At 68.6% G+C, this 21,615-nt stretch carries 20 protein-coding genes and 3 pseudogenes; 9 read left to right on the forward strand and 14 right to left on the reverse strand.

Annotation, left to right across the window (positions count from 1 at the left end; all coding sequences use genetic code 11):
• Together ND748_RS02730 and ND748_RS02735 are read left to right on the forward strand one after the other, a co-directional pair.
• Window positions 1-1,225, forward strand: a 1,225-nt coding sequence (locus ND748_RS02730) for a CoA transferase (RefSeq protein ID WP_251743812.1), incomplete at its 5' end; no start/stop codon positions are given.
• A 247-nt stretch (window positions 1,226-1,472) separates the two neighbouring features.
• Window positions 1,473-2,435 (forward strand): annotated as a pseudogene (locus tag ND748_RS02735) (IS3 family transposase); the annotation flags it as partial.
• A gap of 124 nt (window positions 2,436-2,559) precedes the next feature.
• On the opposite strand, the gene ND748_RS02740 reads toward ND748_RS02735, so the two are convergent.
• Window positions 2,560-3,363, reverse strand: coding sequence for a nuclear transport factor 2 family protein (locus ND748_RS02740; RefSeq protein WP_251743813.1), 804 nt, complete (start codon window positions 3,361-3,363; stop codon window positions 2,560-2,562).
• Between the two features lie 120 nt (window positions 3,364-3,483).
• Here ND748_RS02740 and ND748_RS02745 point away from each other — a divergent pair, with 120 nt between their 5' ends.
• The 3 genes from ND748_RS02745 (at window position 3,484) to ND748_RS02755 (ending at window position 8,029) form a co-directional block, all read left to right on the forward strand.
• The gene (locus ND748_RS02745; protein WP_251743814.1) at window positions 3,484-5,688 is read left to right on the forward strand and encodes a helix-turn-helix domain-containing protein; all 2,205 of its coding nucleotides are present in this window, start codon (window positions 3,484-3,486) and stop codon (window positions 5,686-5,688) included.
• Window positions 5,689-5,818: 130 nt separating this feature from the next.
• On the forward strand, window positions 5,819-7,093 hold the full coding sequence (locus tag ND748_RS02750; protein WP_251743815.1) for a glycosyltransferase: 1,275 nt from the start codon (window positions 5,819-5,821) through the stop codon (window positions 7,091-7,093).
• A gap of 375 nt (window positions 7,094-7,468) precedes the next feature.
• Window positions 7,469-8,029 (forward strand): hypothetical protein, encoded by a 561-nt coding sequence (locus tag ND748_RS02755; protein WP_251743847.1) that lies wholly within the window; start codon window positions 7,469-7,471, stop codon window positions 8,027-8,029.
• Here ND748_RS02755 and ND748_RS34900 read toward each other — a convergent pair.
• The 10 genes and pseudogenes from ND748_RS34900 to ND748_RS02800 form a co-directional block, all read right to left on the reverse strand.
• Window positions 7,920-8,171 (reverse strand): annotated as a pseudogene (locus ND748_RS34900) (transposase); the annotation flags it as partial. The gene ND748_RS02755 and the pseudogene ND748_RS34900 sit on opposite strands and share 110 nt — an antisense overlap.
• Complete coding sequence (locus tag ND748_RS33740; protein ID WP_285901509.1) at window positions 8,168-8,299, reverse strand: hypothetical protein; 132 nt, start codon at window positions 8,297-8,299, stop codon at window positions 8,168-8,170. The pseudogene ND748_RS34900 and the gene ND748_RS33740, both read right to left, overlap by 4 nt.
• A 66-nt stretch (window positions 8,300-8,365) precedes the next feature.
• Window positions 8,366-9,355 (reverse strand): STM4011 family radical SAM protein, encoded by a 990-nt coding sequence (locus ND748_RS02765; protein WP_251743843.1) that lies wholly within the window; start codon window positions 9,353-9,355, stop codon window positions 8,366-8,368.
• Between the two features lie 10 nt (window positions 9,356-9,365).
• Window positions 9,366-10,724, reverse strand: coding sequence for an STM4012 family radical SAM protein (locus ND748_RS02770; protein WP_251743816.1), 1,359 nt, complete (start codon window positions 10,722-10,724; stop codon window positions 9,366-9,368).
• Window positions 10,721-11,527 carry an STM4013/SEN3800 family hydrolase gene (locus ND748_RS02775; protein ID WP_285901515.1) on the reverse strand — a complete coding sequence of 269 codons (807 nt, stop codon included), beginning with the start codon at window positions 11,525-11,527 and terminating at the stop codon, window positions 10,721-10,723. Before ND748_RS02775 ends, ND748_RS02770 begins: the two co-directional genes overlap by 4 nt.
• A gap of 1 nt (window position 11,528) precedes the next feature.
• Window positions 11,529-12,716: an STM4014 family protein gene (locus tag ND748_RS02780; RefSeq protein ID WP_251743818.1), complete on the reverse strand. Its 1,188-nt coding sequence runs from the start codon at window positions 12,714-12,716 to the stop codon at window positions 11,529-11,531.
• The gene (locus ND748_RS02785; RefSeq protein WP_251743819.1) at window positions 12,697-13,665 is read right to left on the reverse strand and encodes an STM4015 family protein; all 969 of its coding nucleotides are present in this window, start codon (window positions 13,663-13,665) and stop codon (window positions 12,697-12,699) included. Before ND748_RS02785 ends, ND748_RS02780 begins: the two co-directional genes overlap by 20 nt.
• Window positions 13,666-13,784: 119 nt before the next feature.
• The gene (locus ND748_RS02790) at window positions 13,785-14,459 is read right to left on the reverse strand and encodes a ferritin-like fold-containing protein (protein ID WP_251743844.1); all 675 of its coding nucleotides are present in this window, start codon (window positions 14,457-14,459) and stop codon (window positions 13,785-13,787) included.
• A gap of 138 nt (window positions 14,460-14,597) precedes the next feature.
• Window positions 14,598-14,882, reverse strand: coding sequence for a hypothetical protein (locus tag ND748_RS02795; protein WP_251743820.1), 285 nt, complete (start codon window positions 14,880-14,882; stop codon window positions 14,598-14,600).
• A gap of 6 nt (window positions 14,883-14,888) precedes the next feature.
• On the reverse strand, window positions 14,889-15,092 hold the full coding sequence (locus tag ND748_RS02800) for a hypothetical protein (protein ID WP_251743821.1): 204 nt from the start codon (window positions 15,090-15,092) through the stop codon (window positions 14,889-14,891).
• A gap of 115 nt (window positions 15,093-15,207) precedes the next feature.
• Between ND748_RS02800 and ND748_RS02805 the strand changes: the two genes are divergently transcribed.
• Window positions 15,208-16,095 (forward strand): zinc ribbon domain-containing protein, encoded by an 888-nt coding sequence (locus tag ND748_RS02805; protein ID WP_251743822.1) that lies wholly within the window; start codon window positions 15,208-15,210, stop codon window positions 16,093-16,095.
• 675 nt (window positions 16,096-16,770) lie between these two features.
• On the opposite strand, the gene ND748_RS02810 is transcribed toward ND748_RS02805, so the two are convergent.
• The 3 genes from ND748_RS02810 to ND748_RS02820 all read right to left on the reverse strand — a co-directional run bounded on the left by ND748_RS02810 (window position 16,771) and on the right by ND748_RS02820 (window position 18,886).
• Entirely contained in the window at window positions 16,771-18,015 is a 1,245-nt protein-coding gene (locus tag ND748_RS02810) for a hypothetical protein (protein ID WP_251743823.1), read from the reverse strand.
• A gap of 125 nt (window positions 18,016-18,140) precedes the next feature.
• The gene (locus ND748_RS02815; RefSeq protein WP_251743824.1) at window positions 18,141-18,566 is read right to left on the reverse strand and encodes a helix-turn-helix transcriptional regulator; all 426 of its coding nucleotides are present in this window, start codon (window positions 18,564-18,566) and stop codon (window positions 18,141-18,143) included.
• Window positions 18,563-18,886 (reverse strand): recombinase family protein, encoded by a 324-nt coding sequence (locus ND748_RS02820; RefSeq protein WP_251743825.1) that lies wholly within the window; start codon window positions 18,884-18,886, stop codon window positions 18,563-18,565. The genes ND748_RS02815 and ND748_RS02820 overlap by 4 nt, the downstream gene beginning before the upstream one ends.
• Window positions 18,887-19,077: 191 nt before the next feature.
• Between ND748_RS02820 and ND748_RS34435 the strand changes: the two are divergent.
• The 3 genes and pseudogenes from ND748_RS34435 to ND748_RS02835 form a co-directional block, all read left to right on the forward strand.
• A pseudogene (locus ND748_RS34435) lies at window positions 19,078-19,269 on the forward strand (helix-turn-helix domain-containing protein); the annotation flags it as partial.
• A gap of 147 nt (window positions 19,270-19,416) precedes the next feature.
• The gene (locus tag ND748_RS02830; protein WP_251743848.1) at window positions 19,417-20,289 is read left to right on the forward strand and encodes an XRE family transcriptional regulator; all 873 of its coding nucleotides are present in this window, start codon (window positions 19,417-19,419) and stop codon (window positions 20,287-20,289) included.
• 559 nt (window positions 20,290-20,848) lie between these two features.
• Complete coding sequence (locus ND748_RS02835) at window positions 20,849-21,418, forward strand: hypothetical protein (RefSeq protein WP_251743826.1); 570 nt, start codon at window positions 20,849-20,851, stop codon at window positions 21,416-21,418.
• Window positions 21,419-21,615: the final 197 nt, after the last annotated feature.

Raw genomic sequence — 21,615 nt, forward strand, 5'->3', positions numbered from 1 at the left:
CGCCGACGCGGACTCGGCCGCGGACTCCGACGCCGACGCCGACGCCGACTCGGCCGCAGGCGGGCCGGTCGAGTCGCTGCGTTTCCCGCTCCAGGGCTTACGGGTGCTGGACTTCGGCGCGTTCCTGGCCGGGCCGTTCGCGCCGATGCTGTTCGCCGACCTGGGCGCCGACGTCGTGAAGGTCGAACCGGTGGCCGGCGAACCCGGCCGCTGGGGCGACTGGCCGTTTGTCGGCTGCCAGCGCGGCAAGCGCGCCGTGGCCCTCGACCTCAAGTCCGAGGCCGCCCGGCCGGCCGTCGAAGCCCTGCTGCGCTGGGCCGACGTCGTGCACCACAACCTGCGCCTCCCGGCCGCCCGCCGGCTCGGCCTGGACGAGCAGGCCGTCCGTGCGGTGAATCCGGACGTGGTGTTCTGTCACACGAGCTCGTACGGTCCGGACGGCGCACGTGCCAACTGGCCCGGCTACGACCAGCTGTTCCAGTCGTCGCTGGGATGGGAGCGGATGGGCGGCGGCGAGGGCAACCCGCCGATGTGGCACCGCTTCGGGTTCATGGACCACCAGTGCGCGCTGTCGTCCGCGGCCGCGACGTTGTGGGCGCTCCTCGCCCGGGACCGGACCGGTCGGGCGAGTTCGGTCGCCGCGTCCCTGCTGGGTGCCGGGGTGCTCACCACGAGCGAGACCTACCTGCGACCAGACGGCACCCTCGTCCCGGTGCCGATGCTCGACCAGGCGCAGCTGACCACGACACCGGGACGGCGCCTGCTGGCCTGCGCGCAGGGGTGGGTCGCGATGGCCGCGACCGGTGCCGGCGACGTCGCGGCGGCCTGCCGGGCGCTCGGCTGCGGGAGTACGGCGGAGCTCGCGGCGGCGGCCGCCGTCCGCCCGGCCGGTGAGGTGCTCGAACTGCTCGCCGGGGCGGGTGTGGCGGCCGAGGAGGTCCGGCTCGACCAGCGCGACGCGTTCTTCGACTCGGCCGACAACGACGCCGCAGGCCTGATCGCCCGCTACCGCCACCACGACTGGGGCGGCTTCGAGCAGCCGGGCGCACTGTGGGACCTGGGTGACCTGACGACCCAGCTGCATCTGGCCCCGCCGGTACTGGGCGAGCACACGATCGAGGTGCTCACCGAAGTCGGGATCGCCCGCGAAACGATCGACGAGCTGATCGCCGCCGGCGCCGCCGGTGTCGCCACGGCCGCGCCACCGCCCGCCCTCCGTGCCTGAGCTTTACTGATGATCGCCCACGACGGACTCGTAGGTGCAGAGACTTGCCGGTACAGAAGTGATAAACAACCGATTGTTTCGGTAACGTAGACGTGCGGTGATGGCGCGTCACGAGGCCGGGTTGAGGCGGCGGACGGGCGCGCTGTTCTGCGGATTCCTCGGCATCGGCAGCCGAGGCTGAGGTGGTCCCCGTTCTTCGGACAGTGATCCCTATATGGGATAATTAATCCGTGAGCGGAGGAGATCAATGAGTCAGTCGCGGAGGCGGTTCACGCCCGAGTACAAGGACGAGGCCGTGGAACTCGTCATCGATTCGGGTCGGCCGGTGTCGGCGATCGCGAAGGATCTCGGTATCAACGAGGGCGCCTTGGGGAGTTGGGTCGCCACCTGGCGGCGGGCCCACCAAGGCGAAGAAGAGCCGCTGTCGATGTCCGAACGCGCCCGGTCGAAGGAGCTGGAGAAGGAGAACCGGGAACTCCGGATGGAGCGCGAGTTCCTCTCAAAAGCGACCGCCTTCTTCGCGCAACGCCATCAGTGACCGACAGGTACAAGCTGATCGCTGCGGAGAAGGACAACTATCCGATACGCAAAATGTGCCAGTGGCTCGTGGTATCGGCGTCCGGTTTCTACGACTGGTACCGCCGTCCGGCGTCGCCCCGGGCCCGGCGGCACGCCACCCTGGAGACCCAGGTGCGGGGCGTTGTTCGCCGCGTCCCGCCAGACCTACGGCGCGCGGCGGATCGCCGCTGCCCTGACGGCGTCGAGCCAGCCCACCTCGGTCCGTCTCGCCCGACGGATCATGCGTCGGCCCGGGCTGAAGGCCTGCCAGCCCAGGGCCTACCGGCGCACCACCATCCCCGGTCAGGCCCCCGCGCCCGCCGACCACGTCCGCCGCGACTTCACCGCCACCCAGCCCGACGCCAAGCTCGTCGGAGACATCACCTACGTCCGCACGGGCGAAGGATGGCTGTATCTCGTCACCGTCATCGACCTCTACTCCCGCAAGGTCATCGGCTGGTCGATGGCGAACCACATGCGCACCGAACTCGTCATCGACGCGTTCACCATGGCCACCTCCCGCACCACCCTCACACCCGACGCGATCTTTCACTCGGATCGCGGAACGCAAACCGAACTCAACCGGTCCTCGCAACACCGGGTTGTTGAAGTGAGAGTAGCTGGTTGTTCATCGCTTCGGTGGGGGTCTTCCAGAGGGGTGGATGTCGATTATATCGAAGTCGAAGTCAACGACCGAGTCAACGCCGAGCGCCCTCCGAGTAGCGTCGTCCGGATCCGGGACAGCCCGACGCGGGATTGGCGACAGAACCCAGCGTCTACGCCACCATTGTGGCCAGTTGCCCCACCGACGCTTCGAGTTGGGCAGCGGAGACAAGCGGCAGACGCGGTACTTCTGCCGGGTGGGTGACCGCCGCCCAGTCGTAGGTGTGGGTCACCTCGGTGCGGCCGTCGTCGGTCGGGGTGAGCGTCCAGGTAAAGCGGTGACCGTCCGCGCGCTGACTCGGTCGGCCGGGCGCCCAGCCGATGACCCGGTTCTCGGTGAAGGTCACGACGTGGTTCTCGATCCGGTAGTCACCCTGCTCGTCGTTGTGCATCGCCATGACGAAGGTGTCGCCGACGGCGCCGATCGGGTCGAGGGTCTCGGCGCGGCGCAGGAAGCCGGTGGCGTCGAGCTCGGGGTGGCGGCGGGGGTCGCGGAGCACCGCGAAGATCCGGTCGGCCGGGGCATCCAGCACCCGGGAGACGGTGGTGTGGGTCGGGCCGTTCATGGTGACCGGGTCGGGGTAGAACCGGGCCCATGCGATCCGTCCGTCGCGGGTGGTGAGCACCACTGGGCCGCGCAGCACGACCGTCGCCCCGGTCGGGGCGGTGCCCCGCATCTCCCACTCCGACCACAGTTCGTCGCCGTTCTGGGCGTGGCGCAGGATCTCGGCCTGCAGGTCCGGCAGCCCGGCCAGGATCTTCCTCCAGTTCGCGGCGACATGGTCGGAGCCGATAAACCCCTCATGCGGCTTCAGCGGCCGCTCGGCCACGTAGTCGTCCGTGAAGCAGCCGGCGATCCGCTCCGGGACGTGGGAATTGATCGCCACGCGCAACGCTTCCAGGGCCTCTGGGACCATGCCTTCGACTCCTCACTTGCCGGTTCGTCCTGTCGCTGTCCATCGTGATCATCGGGGTGCGGCTCGACAACCGGACAACGCCCGGACACCGCCCCTACAGCGGCGGGCATAATCAAGATCGTGAATGATCCGTCGGGACCGGCGCGGAAGGCGCGCAGCTTCGCGGCCGTGCTGCGTGAACTGCGGGAGGCCAGGTCGCTGACCCAGCAGGAGCTGGCCGCCGCCGCGGGCCTGTCCGTCGATGCGGTCAGCGCGCTGGAACGCGGGCGGCGGACCCAGCCCCAGCCGCACACCGTGCGGTCGCTGGCCTCGGCGCTGCAGCTCCGCGACGCCGAGGCCACGGCGCTGCTGTCGACGCTGGGACGGGCGGGGAACGGGGCCCTCGAGATGCCGTCCCGCACGTTGACGTCCCACCCTCCGCCTCCGCCGGCTATCCCGGTGGTCGGGCGGGACGACGAGGTCGCCGAGATCGTCGCCGCTCTGTGTTCCGCGCCGGGCCGGCTGGTGACGCTCACCGGCCCAGGCGGGGTCGGCAAGACCACCGTCGCGCTGTTGGCGGCGCAGACGGTGGTCGCCAACCACCCGGGCGGGGCATTCTTCGCCGACCTCACCGACGTCACCGACCCCGACGACGTCCTCGCCGTCGTCGCCCTCGCGGCGGGAACCCACGCCGACACCGTGACCGGCCTCGCCGTGCACCTTGCCGGGGCGGCGGTCCTGCTCGTTCTGGACAACCTGGAGCGTGTGGCCGCCTGCGCTCCGCAGTTGGTCGAGCTGCTGTCGGCCTGTCCCGGCGCGGTGGTCCTGGCCACCAGCCGCGTTCCGCTGCGGGTGCGTCGGGAACGCGAGATCCGCATCGCCCCGCTGGACCCGGCGGCGGCCGTGCGGCTCTTCAGCGAGCGGCTGACCGCCGCCGGCGCACGATCGCCGACGACGGGCGGGCAGGACGACGATCCCGTCACGCAGCTGTGTCGGCGGGCCGACGGGCTACCACTGGCCATCGAACTCCTGGCCGCCGCAGCCGCGCGACTCGGCCCCCAGACACTGCTGGACCGGGTCGATCAGTTGGCGGAGCTGCCTGTGGCCGGCCCCCGGGACCTGCCGGCGCGGCAACGCACCATGGCGGCCACCATCGAGTGGAGCTGCCGGATACTCGGCCCCGCGGCTCGCCGGCTGTTCCCGCGGCTCGCCATCGTCCCGGGCAGCTTCTCCCTGGATACCGTCGACGCGATCGCTGCGCCGGACACGGCGGATGCGGTGGGTGCGCTCGCCGAGTTGATCGAGCACTCGCTGGTCGCCCGCAGCGACGCCGGACAGGTCGCGCGGTTCCGGCTGCTGGAACCGGTACGCCGGTACGCGCTCGAGACGCTCGAACCGACCGAGCGGGAGCAGGTCCGGCGGAGCGTCAGCCAGTGGGCCCTCCGTACGGCGCGCGAACTCGGTGCACGGATCCGGGGCCGCGGCGACATGACGGCGGTGGAGCAGGTCGAGGTCGATCGCGGCGTGCTGCGGCTCGGGTACGACCAGCTCGTCGACGCCCGCCGTCACGACGACGCCGCCGAGCTGCTGTGGTCGGTGTGGTTGCCGATGTGGATGAGCGGGCATACCCGCGAAGGCTTCGCCTGGACCGAACGCCTGCGTGAGGGCGACCTGAGCGAGCGAGGCCGGGCCCGCTGGTTGGTGGCGCGCGCCGGGTTCAACCGCGTCGCCGCGAACCTGTTCGCCACCGCGGAGCGGGCGATGCGGCTGGCCGAACAGGTCGACGACGCCTCCCTGGCCGCGGAGGCGGCGATCTTCGCGTCGGCGGCGGCGCTGCGCCTGGGGGACTTCGACGGTTCAGGGGCTCTGCTGGCTCAGGCCGAGGCGCACGTCACGCAGCGGCTCGACGTTGGGAACGACGTGTGGGCGGCCGTGCACGTGCCCATCGGACGGGGGGACGGCGCGCTGCTGCGCGGCGACCGGTCCGCGGCGATGCGGCATTGGCGGGCGGCCGCAGCCACGGCGCAGGAGGTGGACAGCGGGTTCTCGGTGGCCGCGGTCCTCGCGGAGTGCGCGCAGGCCGCCCGCAGCGAAGGACGTCTGGACGACGCGGCCGTAATGCTCGTCGCCGCCGACGAGCTGCGCCCCCAGCGGGACGGGCACCGGCGTCGGGCGCACCTGGCAGGCGTGGCCGCTGCCGTGGCGGCCGAACTCGGTGACGTGGCCTCGGCGCAGTGGTGGGAGGGCGTGGCGGGACCGGACGCAGCTCCATTGGACACCGATGAGCTCCGCGAGCAGTTCCGGGAGCTGGTCCGGCGCGCCGACACCGTCTCCGGGCAGGACTGAGCTCGACCGTCCGTACCGGCGGCGTCCGGTCGGTGTCTGGTGGTCCCTCGCGAGCGGGGTGGCGAGACTCGAGGTCATCGGGTCGGCCGCCCCGCAGGCCGACCTCCGTCGGTCCCGAGGACGTCCTCCAATGACAGCCGCACCCATCGTGCTCGCCGCAACCCCGCTCACCGGTCACGTCCAGCCGGTCCTGAACCTCGCCCGCCACCTCGTCGCCACCGGACGGCGAGTCACAGTCGTCAGCGGCAGCCGGTTCCGGCCGCAGGCCGAGGCGGTGGGAGCGGCGTTCGTCCCGCTGTCCGGACCGGCCGACTTCGATGACCGCCGCCTCGGTGAGCTGCAGCCGTGGCTGCACGAGCTGGCGCCGGGCCCGGCATTCCTGGAGGCCATGTTCGGCTGGTTCACCGACATGGCGCCCGCGCAAAACGCCGTGCTGCAACAGGTCCTGGCGCAGCAGCCGGACGCCGCCGTCCTCCACGAGGCCGCCTTCTACGGGACGTGGCCGCAGCTGCTGGGAGCGCCCGGGATCCGGCCGCGGCGCACCGTCGGCCTCGGGGTGTTTCCCCTGACCCTCAGCGGCGCCGAGCTGACCATGATGGGTCCCCCTCCTCCGCGCGACGGGCTCGACGTGCGGGGAGCGGCTGCGGCGTTCAACGCCGAACTCGCCGCGCAGCTGGCCAGCGCCACCGCGCGCACCCAGGAGGTCATGGCGGGGCTGGGCGCAACGGCTGCGATGCCGGTCATCAGCGACGCACAGATCCTGCTGCCCGACGTATTCGCCCAGCTCACCGTGCCGTCCTTCGAGTACCCGCGGGTCGACGCCCCGCCGACGCTGCGGCTGGTCGGGGCCCTGCCGCCCGAACCGCCCGCCGCGTGGGAACCGCCCTCGTGGTGGCCAGAGCTGTCGCAGCGCCGGGTCGTCGCGCTCACCCAGGGCACAGTGGCCAACCACGACCTGACCGACCTCGTCCAACCCACGCTCGACGCGCTGGCCGGCGACGACGTGCTCGTCGTTGCCGGACTCGGTAGGCAGGAGGTCGGCGACCTGCGCGTGCCGGCGAACGCACGGGTGGAGCCGTTCATCCCGTTCGACGCGCTCTTCCCACTAGTCGACGCCGTGGTCACCAACGGCGGCTACGGCGGTGTGCAACTCGCCCTGCACCACGGGGTGCCGCTGGTCGTGGCGGGCGCCAGCGAGGACAAGGCCGCAGTGGCAGCCCGGGTCGCGGACTTCGGCGTCGGTGTCGACCTGCGAACCGGCCGCCCAGAGGCCGCAGCGATCGGGCAGGCCGTCCGGCAGGTGCTCGACCAGCCGGCGTTCCGGCGTCGTGCACGGGACCTGAGCGCGGACTACCGGGTCGCCGACCCGGTGCACGCAATCCTCGACATCATCGACGGCACGTGACGCGTGGTGCGGGGTCTCGGGGATCCCCGGTCACCGACACGATCAGAGGGGTGGCCCGGACCCGTCACCGTCGGTGCCGGGATCGCACTGGCCTCGGTGCTCGGGCGGCTCTGGGAAGCGGGCTGGACGCCCACCGATGTCTGGGAGCACACCCACCGCAACGTCGGTGACGAGACGAGGAGCCTGCTGGTCGACGGCATCGCCGGGTCACCGTGTTCCAGCGCAACGCACCCTACGTGCTGCCCAAGCCGGACTACGCCTACCCGCGAGCGTTACGGGCCCGCTTCGCCGCCGTTCCCGGCTTGCTGCGCGCGTCCCGCTGGCTGACCTATTGGCAGTTCGAACCGCGTTGGATCGGCTTCTCCTTGCTGCCTATTGCTCACCGCGCCCTACCGCTGGCGCTGCTCCCGCCAGCTGCACCGGCGAATCACCGACCCGGCCCTCCGTGACGCGCTGACACCTCGAGACCGCCTCGGCTGCAAGCGAATCCTGATTTCGAACGATTGCTACCCGGCGCTTGCCCGCGACAATGTCGGTGTTGTCACCGCACCGATCGATCGGGCCACGGCCGACGGGCTGGTGACCACCGCCGGGCACCTGCACGAACTGGACGTGCTGGTGATGGGCACCGGGTTCGCCGCCACTCAGTTCATGGCGCCGATGGCCGTGATCGGCCCGGGTGGCACGGGACTGAGCGACGTGTGGAGGGACGGGGCCAAGGCGTACCTGGGCATGACCGTGGCGGGCTTCCCCAACTTCTTCATGCTCTATGGCCCGAACACCAATCTCGGGCACACGTCGATGCTGATCATGCTCGAAGCGCAAATCGCCTATGTCGTGCAAGCCGCGGAGCTGCTCGCAGCCGCGCCCGGCCGCGTACTCGATGTGCGGCGCGCCGCCAGGCCGCGACCCAGGTGCCGAGCGAGCCCTCGTTGATACCCAGATCCTTCGCGACCGCCGAGACCGGCCGACCCGAATCGAGGACGAGTTTCACCGCCTCGTCCTTGTACCTCCCGTGAAAGCGGTGAGCGCAGCCTGCACCTCCATGATCTTCCCCTTTCGTGCAGAACCTACTCAATCGCCATCCGGCCGGTCAGCTTGGCGGAACTTGTCACGGCGTCGCCGTGCGGCCGAGGGGCTGCGGACCGACCCGTCGGACTGAAACAGGTCGAGGATGTTGTACGTCGCGAACCGAACCTGAGCCATGTCATGATCCCCTTCCCGTGTGCAGATCGCCGATTCGGGACCGCGGCGAGTCGGCTTCGGCGCCAGCTAGTTTTCCTTCCTCGCGCCGGTCGGCCGGAGCGACGCGGGATCGATGCGGCAGATCGAGGGGCCATCCGACCGAACGGTCGGGTGGCCCTCCGGCGTTGTATCGCCCGCCCGGCGGGCGCGGGTACGCGGTGGTGGGACGCTCGCCACGTCGGCGGGGATCCGTTCCAGGACACCGCCCGCGAAGACGTCGTACAACGGCAGGGTCTCCAGGTGGACATATCCGATGTGGCAGTCGCAGACGGCCACCGGGCAGGGACGTGGACCCAGGGCGGCGCGATAGGAGCCGTCGTAGAGATTGCCGATCTCGGTACGGACGACGTGGCAGCGACGGACGGTGCCGTCACCGTCCACCGAGATGACCGATTCACCGGTACGGCACGGCATCCCCGCGCTGGGGTGGGCATGCCGGCTGTAGGGGAAAAGCGGGTCGAGCGCCGTCCAGCAGGCCGCCTCCGCGTCGCTGTAGGCATGTCCCTCGGCGGCGTTCACCCACAGGTAGATGTGGTCGGGCAGGTCGGCGCGCAGGCGGCGGGCGGCCGACAGGTGGCCGGGCAGGCCGACGACCCCGACGCTGTAGCGGGCACCACGGGCGGCCAATTCCCGGCAGCTCGCCAAAAAGCGGTCGTATGGGACCTGGCTCGGGTGGTACGTGCACCACAGGGCGAGGGTGTCGAGGTCCGCGTCGGCCAGCCAGTCGGCGCGGCTGCTGAGATTGGTCTGGATCGCGACTCGGCGGACATGCGGCAACCGGCTCAGCCCGGCCAGCGTGCGGCGGTACCAGGACCTGACCAGTCCCTCACCCCAGGGCGTGAACAGGACCGAGAGCCGGTCGCCGGTCTGCCGCCGGGCCCACTGCGCGAAGCGCTCCAACGCGAGCCGGTCGGCGATCAGCTGTTCGCGGGTGTCCCGGCGCTTGGCGAACGGGCAGTAGGGGCAGTCGAAGTCGCAGGAGGCGAGCGGGCCCCGGTACAGGATTGTCAGTTCGATGGTGATCTCCTCATCGGGCGCTGTACTCGCTCATCGCGGCCCGCACGGCCGGGGAGAACAGTTCGGGGCCGAGCGCGTCGGAGTGGGCCAGACCTTCCGGGGACAGCCGCAGCCGCCCCGCACCGGCGGACCTGTCCAGCCAGCCGCGGGCGTCGAAGCGTTCCAGCTCGGGGGCGAAGTCAACCTCGGGACGGGCGCCGAAGCGGGCCAGGTAACCCTCGACCGCCATGCCCTCGGCCTGCAACAGCGACTGCAGCAGATGGCGGCGGCGGGCCTCGTCGGCGTTGATGCGCCGGCCGAACTCGGCGTGGGCGAATTCCTGGGCATCGCGGCTGGCGTAGTCGTCGATGATCGAGCGGACCTCCCGCAGGCCGACGGCGTAGTCGAAGCTGTAGTGCAGGGTCGAGGTGTATGAGCGGGCCCCGCACCCGAGGCCGATCATGCCGTCGGTCTGGCACGCGTGGTCCGCGCCGCCGACCACGGGAGCGTCGGCGCGCCGGAACATGCGCATGGACACCTGCTCATAGCCGTTCTCCAGCAGCCGGTCCCGGCCGTGGCGGTACAGGCGCAGCCGCTGCCGGTCCCAGTCCGCCCGCGTCGCCATCGGGTCGAGCCGGCCGAGACCGGTGAGGGGACGGACGTACAGCGGGTAGAGGTACAGCTCCTCGGGTCTCCAGGCCAGCGCCGCGTCCAAAGAGTGCTGCCAGGAACGCTCGGTCTGACCATCGATGCCATAGATCAGATCGATGTTGAGGATGGGGATGCGGGTCTGGCGGATGCGGGACAGCGCGGCCTCCACATCGGCGCGGCGCTGCGGCCGCACCGCCGCCCGCGCCTCGGCCGCCACGAAGCTCTGAACTCCAAGGCTGAGCCGGGTCGTTCCGCGCGCGGCGAGGACCGCCAGCCGCTCGGCGGTGGCCGTCGACGGTGAGGCCTCGACGGACAGCGGGATCGCGGCGAGGTCCGCGCCCAGGTGGCGCTCGGCGATGTCGCAGAGACGTTCCAGCTCGGCCGCGTCGAGGAAGGTCGGGGTGCCGCCGCCGAAGGCCGCCGTGGCACAGTGCCACCCCCCGCTCTCGCCGAGCGCCGCGCGGACTGCGCCGGCCTGCCGTTCCAGCGCGTCGAGATAGGCGGTGACCAGCCCGTCGGGGGCACCGATCCGGGTGAAGAGATTACAGAAGCCGCAGCGCACCTCGCAGAACGGAATATGCAGGTACAGCGCCAGGGCACTCTTCGCCTCGGCCGCCCACAGATCGCGCAGGGCGGGACGCGGACGCAGCCTGCGGTAGGCGGTCTTGTGCGGATAGGCGTACACGTAGCTCTGGTAGGGGCTCAGGGACGCGGCGGCGGCGGTGCCGGCAACGGTCATCGGGCTGCCGCCAGGGGAAAGTGGGCATACGGCACGGTCCAGACGGCCTCATGGCCGATCCGGTGGCCGGTATAGCCGTCCTCGCCGTACGCGGTGCCATGGTCGGAGCAGACGATGGCGAAGCACCGGCCGCGGCTGCTGGCGGCCGCGAACAGGCGGCCGATATGCCGGTCCACATACTCCAGCGCGGCCGCGTGGGTGGCGCGCGAATCGCCGTCCTCGCGGGAGGCGCCCGGCAGGTGGAACCAGTTGGGCTGGTGCAGCGCGGAGACGTTGACGAACAGGAACAGCCGACGGTCGGGCGGAAGGTCCGCCACCACCAGCTCAGCCCGTCGCACCTGGGCCTCGAAGGAGGTCGGAGAGCTCACCCCGAACTCCGGTTCCCAGTAGCTGTCCTGGAACAGGCCCGGCAGCACGGAACCGAGCGGCCCCTGCCGGTTGAAGAAACCGACGCCACCGACGCACACCGTCCAGTACCCGACCGCGGCCAGTCCCGTCACCAGGTCGGGGGCATCGAAGATCCAGGTGCCGTCGGCGGTGGTCTCGCTGCCCGCGAACCGGGCGGCGAACAGCCGGGGATGGTGACCGGGGACGGCCGGCGTGGGCAGGAAACCGGCGAAGATCGCCTGATGGGAGGCGTAGGTGAAGCTGGCCGGCGCGTGCCGTTCCTCCCAGGCTCCGCCGGGAAGATGGCGGGCGAGGTTCGGCAGGCGGCCGGCCGCGGTCAGCTCCGCGGCGACGTCGTACCGCAGCGTGTCGAGGGTGACGAGCAGCAGATCATGGCTGCCGACGACGCCGTTCATGTCAGGCGGCACCACGGTGCGCCTCCTCCCGCCGCAGGACGGCGGCGACCTGCGCGGAGTAGGTGTCCAGGCGCTCGGCGCCGCCGCCCGCGAGTCCGCTCAGCCGCGGCAGCAGGTCACCGAAGGCGTTGACCTCGCCGAGGGCGAACCGGCGCCATCCGATCGCCGGCAGCACGTCCACGCCGACGCACAGGGTGCGCGGAAAGCACGCCGCCGCCCGCTCGGCGATGGACAGCGCATCGACCCAGCGCCCGCCGGCGCCGTCGACGGCGGCCCGCAGCCGCCCGAGGTCGCCCCGGGCACCGCCAAGATGGAGGTTGGTCATGGGGTGGCGGCTGGTCCGGGCAACCGCGTGGGTGACTCTCCCGGCGACCACGACCATGCGCAGGTCGCACGGCCTGCCGTCCAGGGCGGCCTTGGGCAGCCAGCGCTCGACATGCAGGCCGTCCGGGGCCAACGCGTCGATGAGCGCCGCCACCTCGGGCTCGGTGTCGTACTGGCGGACCTGCAACGAGTTGAACAGCCGTCCGTCGGGGGTGATCTCCACGGAGGTTGTCGCCCTGACCCGGCCCGCCCCGCCCAGCGACAGTGCCACCACGCCGGAGGCCGACGAGCCGTGCGCGGGTTTCACGAAGGCCCGTGGCATCCGAGCGGCCCCCAGCCGCTCCCGGAGGTCGTCCCAGCCGCCCAGCGGGCCGGCGCAGGCACGATCACGCGTCGGCCCTCCGCCGGCCGTCTCCCGCCCCCGGCTCGCCGCCGGGGCGGGAAGGGCCTCGGGCACCGGGATCCCGGCCGTGCTCAGCCGAGCGTGGCAACGCCGCTTGTCGAACATCACCGCGATGTCCTCGGGGTCGGCCAGCAGTTCGGCTCCGGCGGCCGTGGCGGCGCGCGCCACCGCACCCACCGCCGCGGTGAAGCTCCGGTACCACCGGGCCGTGCCCTCGACCCGGGTCGGATGGTCAGCGCCGCGCAACAGCCGGTCGACCTCGGCGTCCTCGCCCGGGGAGTCGATCCGCACCACCTCGCCGGGCTCGAACGCGTACCGGCCGCTCAGCACCTCCCGCCAGGCAAGCGTCCGCGGCTGCGGGAGCCCGGCGGCGCGGACCGCAGCGGCGAACATCGTCACCCGGCGGTTGCCCGGATTGCCGACCGTGACGAAACGGACGGGGCTACTCGGAGATGGCGACATAACGCCGGTTCTCCTCCTCCGGCGCCTCCGGCTCGGAGAGGTCGACCTCCACCCCGGCGGACCCCAGGGTGGCCTGGACGCGCTGCGCCACCGCGTCGCTGATGAAGTGATGGTGCAGGTCCAGCCGGCCGAGATGGGTCAGTGGCTGGCCATCGAGCAGGGCCGTCGCGCCGTCGTCGGAGAGGGCACCGAGCGACAGGTCCAGCGAGGTCAATCGGGCGACCACCGGGGCGGCGGCGACCGCGGCGGCGATCTCGTCCTGAAGCTCGCTGTTGCGCAGGGCAAGGTCGCGCAGGGCCGGGAGGCGGCTCCCGGCCAGGATCGGCTCGAGATCGCCGACGGTGGCGTCGCCTCCGTAGTCGTCCACGCCGAGCCACAGCTCGAGGTGTGCCAGCGCGGGCAGGTCGCTGGCGGCGACCCCGCGCACCACCTCCCCGGGCAGACCACCCGACTCGATGACGAGGCGGCGCAGGCTCTCGTGGCGCACGGCGGGGAACCGAAGCGCCGTGCCACCCCGGATGCCCAGCTCACGCAGCGCCGGGTAGGCCGTCAGCACCGGCGTCACGTCTGACTGCTGGATCCAGGAGATCTCTGCCTCCTCCACCACCAGATCGCCGAGGAACACGGCCCGCACCCCGGTCAGCCGGTCCCGCGCGGCGACCAGCGACTCCACGACCTCCTCGGAGCCGCTGTCATACACCTGTCCCCACTGACCGACGACCAGAGCCCGGATCCCGGCGGGCTCCACCGCGCCGAGGAACCTGTCCCACAGGTCAGGGAAGCTCTCGTCACGGCGATTGTCGAAGGGGTGGAAGGGGTCGAAGGGGTCGACGGCCAGCCTCCAGGCCACCGCGTCAGGCCCGGGCAACGCGGTCAGGGCTTCGCCGCGATCGGGGAAGTCGAAGACCGGCAGGCTGTGAAACTCTGCCAGATGCTCGTAGAAAAACATATCTCGAGGTCTCCTGAACACGGCCGAGGGTGATCGAGCGAGTCAGGTTTTTCTACCGCCCGGCACCGACAGTTTCGGGCGGCGGGCCGCTTCCGGGCCGATTCAGGACCCATCGGCTCCTATGCGGACAGCCCCAGCGCGGCCATCCGCCGGCCGTGGGCGGCCATGATCCGATTGAAGATCCCGGCCAGCGCGTCGAGGTCTCCCACCCCGACCAGCAATCCGGTGAGCGCGTCTGGGTCCACCCCGACCCGCTGGGCCTGGGTGAGGGCCTCGCTGACCAGCCGACGAGCCCAGAGCGCGAGGCGCCCCGCCACGATGGGATTGGCGCTGATCGCGGCGCGCACCCGTTCGACCGCGAAGGCGGCATGCCCGGTGTCGCCAAGCACGCTCAGCACCAGTTCCCGGGACGGTGACGGCAGCCGCGTTGCGATCTCCCGGTGGAAGTCCGCCGCGATGTTGTCCCCGACATACGCCTTGACCAGGCTCTCCAGCCAGTCGGCCGGCGCGGTGGAGTTGTGGAAGGCGGTCAGCGGCGCGATGAACGGGGCCATCGCGAGTTCCCGGTCGACACCGAGCCGGTCGAGTTCGTCGCTGATGGCCTGGAAGTGCGCGAACTCGGCCGCCGCCATCCGCGCGAGCGCGATCTTGTCGCCGATGGTGGGTGACATCCGCGCATCGGTGGCCAATCGCTCGAAGGCGGTCAGCTCGCCGTAGGCGAGCAGGCCGAGGAGGTCGACCGTGGCCTGGTCCGGCGGCCGCGCCGAAACCGCTCCGGAGTCCTGACCAGCGATCTGCGCCGGGGCCGGGCCGGTGGCGGAGTCGAGCGGACCGGGGGTCTCGCCCGGCTCATGACGCGGCTCGGAGCGCGCGGTAGAGGAGGGGGGCGTCACCGTGCCGACGGGAGGCCGCGAAGTCTGTGCCACAGGCCCTCAGCCTCGTTCGTGCGGATCTGGCGGAGCAGCGTGAGCCGCATCGCCCGCTGGGAGGGGAAGCTCTGGCTGGGTGGCGAAGCCCGCCCCGAGTGCGGCGGCGGCCAGCACCTTGGCGGCGTCCGGCTGACCCTGCCCTGGGGTGTCGAGGCGCCGCAGGGTCTCGTCCTGGTGGGCTTGGGGAACGCAGTCCCGCACGAGCGCACGGGCCCGGTCGAAGGAGCCGTCGGCGCGCACGCCGGGCCGGGCGGCGAGCTGAGCGAAGTTGTCCGCGAGCTCGAACACCGCCTGCTACACCGTGAGGAAACGCGGGCCGGGATAGGGCGGCCGGCCGGGCGCGTCGTCGTAGCCGGCGATCGTGTCGATGAGTTCACCGACCGTGTCCGCGTCCTGGTCGACCAGTGCGAGGATCAGCCGGCCGCCGAGGGCGTGCATCTGTCCGGTGCGCTCGACTACCTCCGACGGCAGACCGTCGAAGATCGCCCCGAAGTACACCGGCTTCCAGGTGTTCTACCGGCGTGCCACCCGGTCACGGCGCGGGGAGTTTAACGAACCGGCCACATGGGTCTGGTCGCCAGAGCCGGTCCACGAGCCGCTGATCCCGAAGTGGATGTATGACGAGCTCAACCTCGCCCGTCAGGGCGAACGCGGCACTCGCCGCGGCTCCAGGCTGAACACGCATCCGCAGACCCGGTACCGCTACGTCCTGCGCGGGTTGGTTGTCTGCTCGTGCGGCCGGCGGATGGCCGGGACGAAACGTCGGTCGACCACCTACTACCAGTGCTGGCCCAAGCCGAACAACCTCGGTCGGCCCGATACCTACGAACATCACCCGACCACCGTCTACGTCCGTGAGGACGTCCTGCTCTACGCGGTGACGGAGTTCTACGCCGACCGGGTCTTCGGCCCGGAGCGGACCGTCCTGCTCGCCGCCGACCTGGCCAAAGGTCTACGCGCCACCTACAACCAGCTCGACGACCAGCACCGCACCACCGGCACCGAACTCGACGCGCTGGATGCCGCCGCGGACACCGGCGGCGCCACGAATGGACCGGACGCCAGGCTCCTGCTCGAAGCCCTGCCGCAGCTGAGCCTCACCTTGCACGACGCCCCTGATGCCCTGCAACGGACCCTCTACGACGTCACACAACTGGCCATCCAGATCGACCATGGGCAGAAAGAGATCACGATGAAGATCAAAATTCCGGAAGACCGGATCGACGCGGTCGCTGGTGTCGCGACCCGCGTCCCGGCGGGCGCTACATCACAGGGCGTATCCGTGCAATTGCCTCGGCGTGAGGATTATGTACGTACCCCTCGTGGAGCAGCTTTCGAGCGCGCAATACGTGGCAGACTTGGACAGATTGACCAAAAAAATACGGAGAGTGACGGAGATTTGATAGATCGTGGGCTTGTGGATGTGGATCGACGCCAGACGCGGGGCGTTCGGAAGATGGTTCGGCTTATAACTACAAAAACCGATCACCAAGCATCTTGACACCGGCCTCGTCGTACTCGCGCGGGCGGGGCCAGATAACGGTGTCATGCTTCGGGGGCCAAATGCGTACCAGATGGCCCCGATCCTCCGGCAAGTTAGGGCAGAGGACAGCACCCTCCCCAACCATGAGCTGTCCCACAATACGCCACAAGGTGAGATGCCGGAGATATCCGGGAGGCAGGAAGGTCGTAAGATACCCGGAGGTGTCGATGGGTTTACCGCCGCTTCTTTCAGGAGACGAGTCGTAGCCTCCGATACGAAGCGCTGTGCCAGGCGGTAGTTCATCTTGAGCTAAATAGTGCTCCGGGTTGGGCCGCCACGACATGGTCTGGTCTTTATATGACTGAGACTGCCTTATAGCAAAATCCAGCGACAAGCAAGTTCGCAAAAACCATCCTGTTAGTGTCCGCTGGTCTTCTGGAGTGAGAGACAACGCCTCGCCCTTAGCGACGCGCTTCATCAGCGCGAGGCCGGTCTCATTGAGCGTACCTAAGCGGCCATTGCATTCACGGCAAAAAGCGCGGTGCCAATAGATCGCAAGCTCAAGCTTGCGCGTCTTTCGGCTGCCCTTGTACTCCTGAATGTATGGAGAATCGCTTCGAAGGAGCCTCGCCAACGACTTACTGACGGGATGCTCTAGCGACCCGGCGGATCGAGTCTTGCAGATCGCGCATTTCATTTGGCATCTTTCGCATCGCCAGTTTCGGATGGGATGACGTAATTTCCCCACTTCTTAATGTCTCGATCTTGAAGCCAGGCCAATACCTTGCCAGCATCTTCATGCGCGCACAGCCTGCGACGAACCTCGGGCTGTGTTGTGATGCCGTGCTGTTCGCAGAACTTTAGATACTCGTCCATGCAGCTGATCACATTCGAGGTGAACCGGTCCACTTCGCGGCCGGATACGAGGAGCACCGGACCGCCGTGGACCGCTTTTGATCGCACCTCGTCGTAAAGATCGTAGATTAGCATGGGGCTTGGAAAATGCCCGTTAACCGCCTGGCCCAGCGCTGTGCGCATAAATGCGATGTCGGGGGCTTTAAGGCCTTCCGACGAATCTCCGAGTAGCGCCTCAAGGGCAAAAAATCGGAACAGGATACCGACAGTTTGATCCGAAGAGAAGTGTGCCGCATCAATCCACCGCAGTGCGATGGCAGCCTGTTCTTGGGCGTCGTTCCGGGGCTCATCGGCAAGCTTTAACGCATTCTCATTGAGAATTCTTTTCCAGATTTCGGCAGTCAACGGAGTGGTGACGGCGTCGTCGGCGGCCCATCCGCTGAGCCGTTCATCAAAAGCATACGTCTCGCCGAGGTGGAAGCGTAGCTGCGCGTCGGTCAAAGGCGCCCGGCGGAGTAATGCCAAGCGAAGTGCCCGCAAGGCGCGTTCGGCTTCTGGGCGAGCCCGTAGCATCATCCGCTCAGGATTGGTACCAGCGGAAGGGATGCTGATAACGCTATCGTACGGACCCCGGTCGCCGAGCCGCACAAAGCCGGATACCCGAGGGTCGTCCGCCGGATAGATGGTTGCCTCGCCGAGGCTCGTTACGTCTCCAAGCTGGAGCCCGATCACCGGCAAATAGCAGGCTCGATACATGATCTCGTGTGCGTGAGTCCTGCGAAATTGCGGAACGTGATTGGTATCTTTATCGGCAAGCGCCTGCACGATGAATTGCTTGATTAGCCTTTCTCGATCCTTATCTTTGATGTACTCAAAACGAAGATCGGCACGAAGTTCATCTTCGGCACCTGCACGCAGTCTCAGCTGTGAGGCCGTAAGATGGACGCGTGATGGATGGGCGTCCTTGGAGTCTCCCGGAACAGTGAAGGAGCCGGACAATGGTTCTTCACCTTCAGCGCCTCGCCGGTTTACACGCACAGCCTGCTGAAGCCTCATGAGCGTCGTCTCGACCGCCGGGCGCATGTGGCTCGCTCACTCCAATGAAAGACATGGATGATTGTCCAACCGAGTGTATGCCCCACCATGGACAAGTCAGAACGGCGGCCCGTCAAGAAGCGAGCCGCCGCACCCTCTACTGCTTCAAGGCGCTACCGCCGCCCCCTCGGCCCCGCCGTCCGACACATCACCCGCTGAGTACTCGGCCGGGAGAGGGCGGCGATCTGCTCCTCAGCTTCGGCCAGGTGCCGCCGCAGTTCGGCTATCTCCTGTTGGCAGGCGGGCTGCTGGGGGCCGGGCAGCCACGCGGGCCAGCGGTGAGTGACGATGACCTGGGGGTCAAGACCGAGAAGCTCGGCCAGGAGGCCTTGGGTGAAGCGGTCGGGGGTGACGCCCCGGTGCTCCCAGCGCCAGATCTTCTGACGCTCAGCGGCCATGTTGATGCCCGCCCGCCGGGCGTGGGCCGCGATGAGGCGGGCCAGCTGCTGGTAGCTCCAGCCGTGGGCAGCCCGGAGTTGGGCCAGCGGGTGGAGTTTGGGGTCGATGGCGCAGCTGGGGGTGTGCTCCGGGGTGGTCATGACGCCACCACCAGGGCCGCGCCCAGCTCGGTGAGGACAGCGAGGAAGGCAGCGCGGACGCTGGGAGCCGGAGACAGGTGATCCGCCGTGGGCACGAGCACACGGGACTGGCTGTGGCGCTTCAGCTCGCCGACGAGGGAGTCGAAGCCGGGCCGTAGGAGGCTCCCCGGAATGATGCGGCGGTCCACGTAGATTTCGATGACGACCAGCTCATGGCTTTCGGCGTAGGCCATGAGCTGGTCATGGAACTGCTCGATTTCGGCTTCGTCAGCGTGTTGTACGGCGATGTAGCCGAAGGCGGCTGGTCTCGCTGTCGTCATGTGGTTCCCTATCCCCGAGCGGCGGATTTGTGGCGCTTTGGGTCCGGGGCCACGTCAAGACCCCGACGGCGCATGGGCAAATCCTGGGGCGGGATGAATGGTCCCCGGAACGGACGTGACGCCATATCATGGGGTTACTCAGCGTAACCACCATGACGGAACGTCCAGGAGTTCGGGGAGGCGTGGGCGCTATGGACAGCGGGGCACTGGGAGCACGGGTAGCTCAGGTCAGGCGGCGGCGGTCGCTGACGCAAGCGCAGCTGGCGGAAGCCGCTGGCGTATCGGCGGATTTAGTCTGCAAACTGGAGGCAGGCCCCAAGGATGGGGTACGGCTGAGTTCGCTGCACGCCCTGGCCAGGGCCTTGGCGGTACCGACGGCCACGTTCCTGGAGGCACAGGAGGGTCCGATCATGGACGCGGGAGACCTGGCAGTATTGCCTCTGCGCCGGATGTTGGTGCCGGGACCGGCGGCCAGCCGGGCGGACGGACCTGGCCTGCTGCTTCCGTCATTGCGGGGCAGGGTGCTGGCAGTGACGCGGGCCTACCACCAGGCGCGCTACATCGAGGTGGTGCAGGCGCTGCCGGAGCTGGTCTCGGACCTGACGGCGGCGGCGAACATCTACGCGGACGAGGAGCAGGCGACGGCCCGGCGGTACCTGGCCCAGGCCCTGATGATGGCGGCCTCGGTGTTGATGCAACTGCGGCACGAAGACTTGGCCTGTGAGGCGGTGCGGCAGGCGACCCAAGCGGCGGAAGCCGCGGGCGACCCGGTGCTCGCCGCTTCGGCCGTAGACCGCTATCGCTGGGCGTTCATCCGTCAGGGACGCTTCGGGGACGCCGAAGACATCTGCGTGCGAGCAGCGGAAGCCATCGAGCCGAAGGTCTCGTCGGCGTCACCAACACACCTGGCAGTGTGGGGGCGGCTCCTCAAGGGGGCGTCAGCGGCGGCGGCCCGCAACAACCGCCCAGCGCGGGCGGGGGAACTGCTGTCGATTGCCCGGGCCTCGGCGGTGCGGGTGGCCGATGAGCGCCTGGACTTCGCCCGCTACTGGGCGGCTTTCTCTCCCGTGAGCGTGGACGCCATGGCGGTAGAGAACGCCATGACGGCGGGCGATGCAGCGCAGGCCCTGCGGCTGGCCCAGGGGGTCCAGCGAGACGAGAATTTGCCGCTGGCAACGTGGACCCGGCATGTGCTGGCGGTAGCCGAAGCCCGCACGGCCACCCGGGACTACCCCGGCGCGATCCGGGCGGTACAGGACATACGGACCCTGACGCCGGAGTGGCTGAAGCACCAGAAGTTGGCCCACCACATTCTCACGGACTTGTTGGACGCCACGAGTGTGCGGCGGGCGAAGCAGTCGGGCTTGGCGGAGCTGGCGGGGTTTGTGGGGGTGGAGCCGTAAGAGTCTCTGCGCTCGCCAGGGGCTGACGACCAACGACTTCCGATGGTCGTTAAATGGCTACGGCAAGCCATAATCCGGGAATTACAAGGCTTGGCGGCGCGACCCTGCCGAGCAACAATGATTGCATGGAAGCAAAACGCCGCCCGCTCAGCCGAGAATCTAAACGCCACCCGCAGCACGGAAGCAACGGCGTGTACGCCTTCGATAAGAAGCATTGGCTGATCGGATGGGGGTATACGCAGCTGGCTTTGATATGGCACGAGGGCGGGTGGCGGTTGCGGCATACCCAGAAGGCGGCGCTTGGTGAGCTGCACGCGATGCTTGACGAGATGCACAAGGAATTCTGCGATGGAAGCGTAGAGGAGTGCCCAGCGCGAGTAGGTGAGATAGACGACAGCCAAAGGACACGATGGGATGAAGGACATCGGGGTGACTCGTGGTTCATTGACTTAATTCGAGAAATGGATCATAATAATAGATGACAGGCTAGACCTCTGCAGCAGGAAGTAGGGGTCTGGCCTGAATAACGATGTCAGGCCCCGTCAGGCGGAGGCTTGGCATGAATAGTACCCCGGCTCTGGATCGACTAACTTTGGCGGTCAAGGAAGAATTCCTCAAAGACCTGATCGAGGGCAGTGACCACGTTCGCGCGCACATCGCGGACTGGCCTGGTGCATATGCGGACGTGGCGCAATATCTCCGGTGGGACACCACCTCTAGCGACCGAATCCGCCAGCTCTACCTAGAAGAGAACCACGGCGCTGCTACAACAGAGCTGAAGGAAGGCACTGCGGCGACGGTCGAGCAGACCCTGCGCCGTCTGGTGTTGCATACAGAAGAATGTCTCTTCAACATCACCTACGGTGGACCTCCAGTGAGTGACGCAGATTTGGGCGCAGCCTACGTTGAACTAAGTCGCATCACCGAGGAAGAATTCATTCAAGAACCCGACCCCCTCGACTACAACAAGGACGACGAGGGCCTACCAACGGGCTGTGATGCGGCGAACGACTACCTGGGCCTCATCATCGTCTACGCTGTAAGAGCCAGGCTCATGAAACGGGACGGTCGTGAATTGGTTTTGGCCTACGCCGAAGCCGCAGCGAGCTGGATGCCGCAAATAATGTAGCTGATACGTAGAGCGATCACGCCAAAAGATCTATACGGGGTTGGGCTGTTGGTGGATATCATCAACAGCCTTTCTTCGCATCTGCGGGCCGTAATATGAGACGCTCAAGATGGCGGAAGTATACGTACACCCTCGGGTCCGAGTTCTGCGACGCTGTCAAACATCCTTTCGGAATATTCCACAAAAGACATCTGATC

This window comes from Frankia sp. AiPs1, assembly GCF_023716945.1.
Taxonomy (GTDB): domain Bacteria; phylum Actinomycetota; class Actinomycetes; order Frankiales; family Frankiaceae; genus Frankia.

Coding starts and splice junctions, on each gene's coding strand:
- ND748_RS02740 (WP_251743813.1), bottom strand. CDS start 3,363: ATGGTCCCAGAGGCCCTGGAAGCGTTGCGCGTGGCGATCAATTCCCAC.
- ND748_RS02750 (WP_251743815.1), top strand. CDS start 5,819: ATGACAGCCGCACCCATCGTGCTCGCCGCAACCCCGCTCACCGGTCAC.
- ND748_RS33740 (WP_285901509.1), bottom strand. CDS start 8,299: ATGGCTCAGGTTCGGTTCGCGACGTACAACATCCTCGACCTGTTTCAG.
- ND748_RS02770 (WP_251743816.1), bottom strand. CDS start 10,724: ATGACCGTTGCCGGCACCGCCGCCGCCGCGTCCCTGAGCCCCTACCAG.
- ND748_RS02775 (WP_285901515.1), bottom strand. CDS start 11,527: ATGAACGGCGTCGTCGGCAGCCATGATCTGCTGCTCGTCACCCTCGAC.
- ND748_RS02780 (WP_251743818.1), bottom strand. CDS start 12,716: ATGTCGCCATCTCCGAGTAGCCCCGTCCGTTTCGTCACGGTCGGCAAT.
- ND748_RS02785 (WP_251743819.1), bottom strand. CDS start 13,665: ATGTTTTTCTACGAGCATCTGGCAGAGTTTCACAGCCTGCCGGTCTTC.
- ND748_RS02805 (WP_251743822.1), top strand. CDS start 15,208: ATGTATGACGAGCTCAACCTCGCCCGTCAGGGCGAACGCGGCACTCGC.
- ND748_RS02810 (WP_251743823.1), bottom strand. CDS start 18,015: ATGCGCCCGGCGGTCGAGACGACGCTCATGAGGCTTCAGCAGGCTGTG.
- ND748_RS02815 (WP_251743824.1), bottom strand. CDS start 18,566: ATGACCACCCCGGAGCACACCCCCAGCTGCGCCATCGACCCCAAACTC.
- ND748_RS02820 (WP_251743825.1), bottom strand. CDS start 18,886: ATGACGACAGCGAGACCAGCCGCCTTCGGCTACATCGCCGTACAACAC.
- ND748_RS02835 (WP_251743826.1), top strand. CDS start 20,849: ATGAATAGTACCCCGGCTCTGGATCGACTAACTTTGGCGGTCAAGGAA.